5 protein-coding genes are annotated in these 4,531 nt (G+C 65.7%); 3 read left to right on the forward strand and 2 right to left on the reverse strand.

Translation table 11 applies throughout. The features are described from left to right. On the reverse strand, positions 1-1,391 hold a 1,391-nt coding region (locus KGM94_RS23750), incomplete at its 3' end, for a L,D-transpeptidase family protein (protein WP_300264692.1). Between the two features lie 212 nt (positions 1,392-1,603). Between KGM94_RS23750 and KGM94_RS23755 the strand changes: the two genes are divergently transcribed. Further along, positions 1,604-2,152, forward strand: coding sequence for a CreA family protein (locus KGM94_RS23755; RefSeq protein WP_300264694.1), 549 nt, complete (start codon positions 1,604-1,606; stop codon positions 2,150-2,152). Positions 2,153-2,374: 222 nt separating this feature from the next. After that, the gene (locus KGM94_RS23760) at positions 2,375-2,737 is read left to right on the forward strand and encodes a hypothetical protein (protein ID WP_300264697.1); all 363 of its coding nucleotides are present in this window, start codon (positions 2,375-2,377) and stop codon (positions 2,735-2,737) included. 7 nt (positions 2,738-2,744) lie between these two features. On the opposite strand, the gene KGM94_RS23765 is transcribed toward KGM94_RS23760, so the two are convergent. Next, positions 2,745-2,990, reverse strand: coding sequence for a DUF6719 family protein (locus KGM94_RS23765; protein ID WP_300264700.1), 246 nt, complete (start codon positions 2,988-2,990; stop codon positions 2,745-2,747). 187 nt (positions 2,991-3,177) lie between these two features. On the opposite strand from KGM94_RS23765, the gene KGM94_RS23770 reads away from it, so the two are divergent. Further along, entirely contained in the window at positions 3,178-4,455 is a 1,278-nt protein-coding gene (locus KGM94_RS23770) for an ArgE/DapE family deacylase (protein ID WP_300264703.1), read from the forward strand. Positions 4,456-4,531: the final 76 nt, after the last annotated feature.

The following is a 4,531-nucleotide window of genomic DNA, read 5'->3' on the forward strand; positions in this document are numbered from 1 at the left end:
GCAAAATTCTGCCGCACATAGATCTTGGAATCCTTGCGGCTGATGAACACCGCGATCTGGCCGGCGCGTTTCGGCGGCTCCGGCCTGGCGGCAGGCGTCGGCTCGGCGAGGCGGGTCTGGTCCTTCTTCGCGTCCGCTGCCGCGGGCTGCGCCGAGGTCGTTGCGGTCGCGGCCACGTCCGGCTTCTTCGCAACCTCCGTTGCCTCGACCTTCGCAGATTCGGCCTTCACGGACTCCGGCTTGGACGTCTCGGCGTTGACCGTCTCGGTCTTGGCAGGCTCCAACTTCTCAGCTTCGGCCTGCTCGGCCTTCGCCGCCTCGACCTTCTCGGCGGGCTTCTCCACGGCGGCCGCCGCCTTGGCGGTGTCCGCGGTTTCGGAGGGGCTTGCTTCGGCGTTCGCCGTCTCGGCCGACTTGGCCGCTTCGTTCGACTTGACGTCGGCCTTGACCTCACCGCTTGCGGCTGTCGCGTCCGCGGTCTTCGTCTCCTCGGCCTTGATGTCTTCGGTCTTGGCCTCTTCGGTCTTGGCCTCCGGAGTCTTGGCGGATTCATCCGCGGCCGCGCGCGGTAGCGCGTTGTCGGCGTCGGCGTCCGACATCACGGCGTGCCCGACCGTCGAGCGCAATTCGGCGAGGGGCTCCGTGCTCGCGCTCCTGGTCTCGGGGGCACCCCTGTCGGCCTTGATCCCGATCGGTGCGTCGGCCTCGGGCTCGAGGCTCGCAGCCGGCTGCGGCGGCACCTTGAGGGCGGCGAGCATCGGATGAGAAAAGCTCGCCGGCGCCATGTCGCCGGGCGCGACGATCACGCGCGCGCCGATCTTGGTCCAGTTCCACAGCTTCACCGCGAACGACATCGGCATGCGGATGCAGCCGTGCGAGGCCGGATAGCCGGGCAGCACGCCGGCATGCATGGCAACGCCGGACCAGGTGATGCGCTGCATGTACGGCATCGGCGCGCCGCTGTAGATGTTGGAGTGGTGGTATTTGTGCTTCTGGATGATGCTGAACACGCCCATCGGCGTGGGATGGCCCTTCATCCCCGTGGAAATCGGGGCCTCAGCGAACACGCCGTTGGAATCGTAGACCGTGACTTTCTGCCGGTCGATCGAGATCGAGATCACGAGCGGCCCCTGCGGCTTGGCGCCGGCCTGCTTCTCCAGGACCTCGTTCTTCCTGGCCGTGGGGGCACGCTTGCGCGGCACCGGCCGCTGCACGTGCGGTTGCTGCTGCTGCTGCTGCCGGTAGTAATAGGAGCCGTCGGAATAGTCCGGCCAGTAATACAGGGCGGCGTCCGCATTCGTCGTGGTGCCGATCATGCCCGCCGTCAGAACGGCCAGCCGCCAGCGCCGCACGGTTGCGGCCAAAGAACCAGGCCCGTTCACGCCAATCATCCTCGAATCCGTCACGTCAATCAGTGTTTAGTGTTGCAGAGGGGTTACGCGTTCACCAGCGTAGCGGTTCGCGGGCCCGCCACTTTTTGTCCAAGCCGTAACAGAAAAGCCTCACGCTGCGGTAAACGGCGGCCGCCAATCGGCGTGCCCGCCGTCTTCCTGTCCGGCGCCAGCGCACCTACATGCGCAGGACCTGTGACCCGGAGAAATTCATGCCATCCCGTTCCCTCGGCCTTCATGACATGCGCTTGAAAGGCCTCGCTTTATTCCTGCTGCTGCTGATCGCGCCGGGGAGTGCTGCCTCTGCCGCCGACGAGCCCGACCTGATCTTCCGCCGCTCGACGGTATTCAAGTGGCTGAGCCCGAACGACAAGCTCGCGACCTATGGTCTTGACGACCCCGAGGTGGAAGGGGTGGCCTGCCATTTCACGGTGCCGGAGCGGGGCGGCTTCAAAGGCTGGATCGGGGTTGCCGAGGAGGTCTCCGACATCTCGCTCGCCTGCCGGCAGACCGGCCCGATCCACTTCAAGGACAAGCTCGAGCAGGGCGACGACATGTTCCGCAAGCGCCGCTCGCTGTTCTTCAAGAAGATGCAGATCGTGCGGGGCTGCGACGCTAAGCGCAACGTGCTGGTCTATATGGTCTATTCCGACAGGCTAATCGAAGGCTCGCCGAAGAATTCGACCTCGACCGTGCCGATCATGCCGTGGGGCACGGCCGATCTCAACGTGCAGAAATGCGGCGATTTCTTCACGCAATAGGGGCGCGCCGATGGTGCGCTGAATTCATTGGTCTTTTCCGCGCAATGTTTCGTCGCGTGCGCCGCGACGAAACAATTCTCGTGGCGATGAAACCATTTTTTGCTTGGGGTGCATCACGGAGGAAACGACCGGCAGCTATCAAATGCTGGCCTACCACCGCGCCGCCGCCGACCGCCGGGGCCCTCGTCCCGCATCCGATCGAGAGATACAAGAACAATCAGCATGCTTGTCCGTCTCTGCGCCACAGCGTTTGCCCTTCTGATCGCGATCACCTCGGCCCAGGCGCAGGTGCGCTCTCCCAACAGATTGCCCGATCCGCGCGGCGAGTTCGTGCGCCAATGCGCGCCCCACATGCTCGGGCGCTGGGCGCATCCGGAGGAAGTCTGCACCTGCCTGCACGATCACGCCGCGGCCGTGGTCGAGGATCGCGATCTGCGCGAGGCGCTGCTCCGCGGCATCAGCGAGACCGGCGTGCCGACCATCGAGACCGACTGGGTGCCGCCGGCAAAACAGTCGGAGATCGGTCCGACCTTCACCAAGATCGCCAAGCCGACGCTGCAATGCATGTTCGACCCGGCGAAATAGCGCGCCGCTATTTCGTCTTGGGACCGAACCGCGGCACGCAACTCCGCGTCGCCGCCACGCCGCTCGCCGTCATCCTGGCGCCGCGCACTTCCTTGATCTGCCCGGCGGGACAGCTGCCGTCGTCGACCAGCACGCGCTGACCGAGCCGCAAGCCCACGATGTCCTGCTCGCGCGGCACCGTTTCCGCACGCGCGGAGGCGGCGAGTGCAATTGACATCAGGCCCGACAGGCACAGCGCGCGAACGGCGATCATGGTGGGACATCCCGGGAACGATGCCGCGATGTTAGGGAGCGCTCCGTGATTCCGATAGTGAACCTTCGTCACCCCCGCGGGCCGGCCGCGGGTGATTGCATTGCAGGGCGCCCATTTTCCGCAGTTCCCCAACGGCTGAAATCGGCTAGCTTGCGCTCCGTTTGAAATGTCCGATTGGAGCAGCCGCATGACCACCGAGACGCAGCAGAGGATTCTTGACGCCGTCGATGCCGGCTTCGAGGCCCAGCTCGCGACCACGCGCGACTTCGTCGCGATCCCTTCGACTCGCGGCGCGGAAGGCCCGTGCCAGGACATGATCGGCGACCTCCTGCGCCAGCGCGGCTACGAGGTCGACGACTGGCACATCGACGTCGACGATCTCAGGAATTTGCGCGGCTTCGGACCGATCCTGCACGACTTCTCCCGCGCGCGAACGGTGGTCGGCACCTACCGGCCGCGGAACGAGCGCGGCAAGTCGCTGATCCTGCAGGGCCACTGCGACGTGGTGCCGGCGGGGCCGCTCGATCTCTGGGACACCCCGCCGTTCTCGCCGGTCGTCAAGGACGGCAGGCTGTACGGCCGCGGCGCCTGCGACATGAAGTCCGGCACCATCGGCGCGCTCTACGCACTCGACGCCATCAAGGCGGCGGGTCTGAGGCCGACCGGACGAATCCATTTCCAGTCGGTGATCGAGGAGGAGAGCACCGGCGTCGGCGCGCTCTCGACCCTGCAGCGCGGCTATCGCGCCGATGCCTGCTTCATTCCCGAGCCGACCGGCGGCAAGATGGTGCGCTCGCAGGTCGGCGTGATCTGGTTCCGCCTGAAAGTGCGCGGCTATCCCGTCCACGTCGCGCATGCCGGCTCCGGCTCGAATGCGATCATGGCGGCCTATCATCTGATCCAGGCCTTGCAGAAGCTCGAGTTCGAGTGGAACGAGCGCGCCAAGGCGGATCGCCACTTCAAGACGCTCACCCATCCCATCAACTTCAACCCCGGCATCATCAAAGGCGGCGACTGGGCCTCCAGCGTGCCGGCCTGGTGCGAGGTCGATTGCCGCATCGCGGTCCTGCCGGGCTGGTCGGTTGCCGATCACCAGAAGGAGATTTTGGCCTGTGTGTCAGCGGCGGCGCGCGACCACCGCTTCCTCGCCAACAACCCGCCCGAGGTCGAGTGGTCCGGCTTCCTGTCGGAGGGCTATGAGTTGACGGACTCGGCGGTGCCGGAAGCCGCCTTCGGCAAGGCCTTCAACGCCGTCTACGGCGGCGCGGTCGAAGACCTCGTCTTCACCGCGCTCACCGACACCCGCTTCTACGGGCTGAACCACGGCATTCCGAGTCTCTGCTTCGGCGCGGGCGGGGCGGAGATGCACGGCTTCAACGAATATGTCGACCTGGAGTCGCTGAAGAAGGCGACCAAGGCGATGGCGCTGTTCATCGCGGAATGGTGCGGAGTGGAGAAGGCGTAAGGTTGTTGCTCTCACCATGTCGTCCCGGCGAAGGCCGGGACCCATGCCGCGTGATCTATCGATGATGGGCAGCTGT

It is taken from the genome of Bradyrhizobium sp., from assembly GCF_028868675.1.
Classification (GTDB): domain Bacteria; phylum Pseudomonadota; class Alphaproteobacteria; order Rhizobiales; family Xanthobacteraceae; genus Bradyrhizobium.

Excerpts from the sequence above, each read along its gene's own strand:
- KGM94_RS23770 (WP_300264703.1), top strand. The coding sequence starts at position 3,178 with ATGACCACCGAGACGCAGCAGAGGATTCTTGACGCCGTCGATGCCGGC.
- KGM94_RS23760 (WP_300264697.1), top strand. The coding sequence starts at position 2,375 with ATGCTTGTCCGTCTCTGCGCCACAGCGTTTGCCCTTCTGATCGCGATC.
- KGM94_RS23755 (WP_300264694.1), top strand. The coding sequence starts at position 1,604 with ATGCCATCCCGTTCCCTCGGCCTTCATGACATGCGCTTGAAAGGCCTC.
- KGM94_RS23765 (WP_300264700.1), bottom strand. The coding sequence starts at position 2,990 with ATGATCGCCGTTCGCGCGCTGTGCCTGTCGGGCCTGATGTCAATTGCA.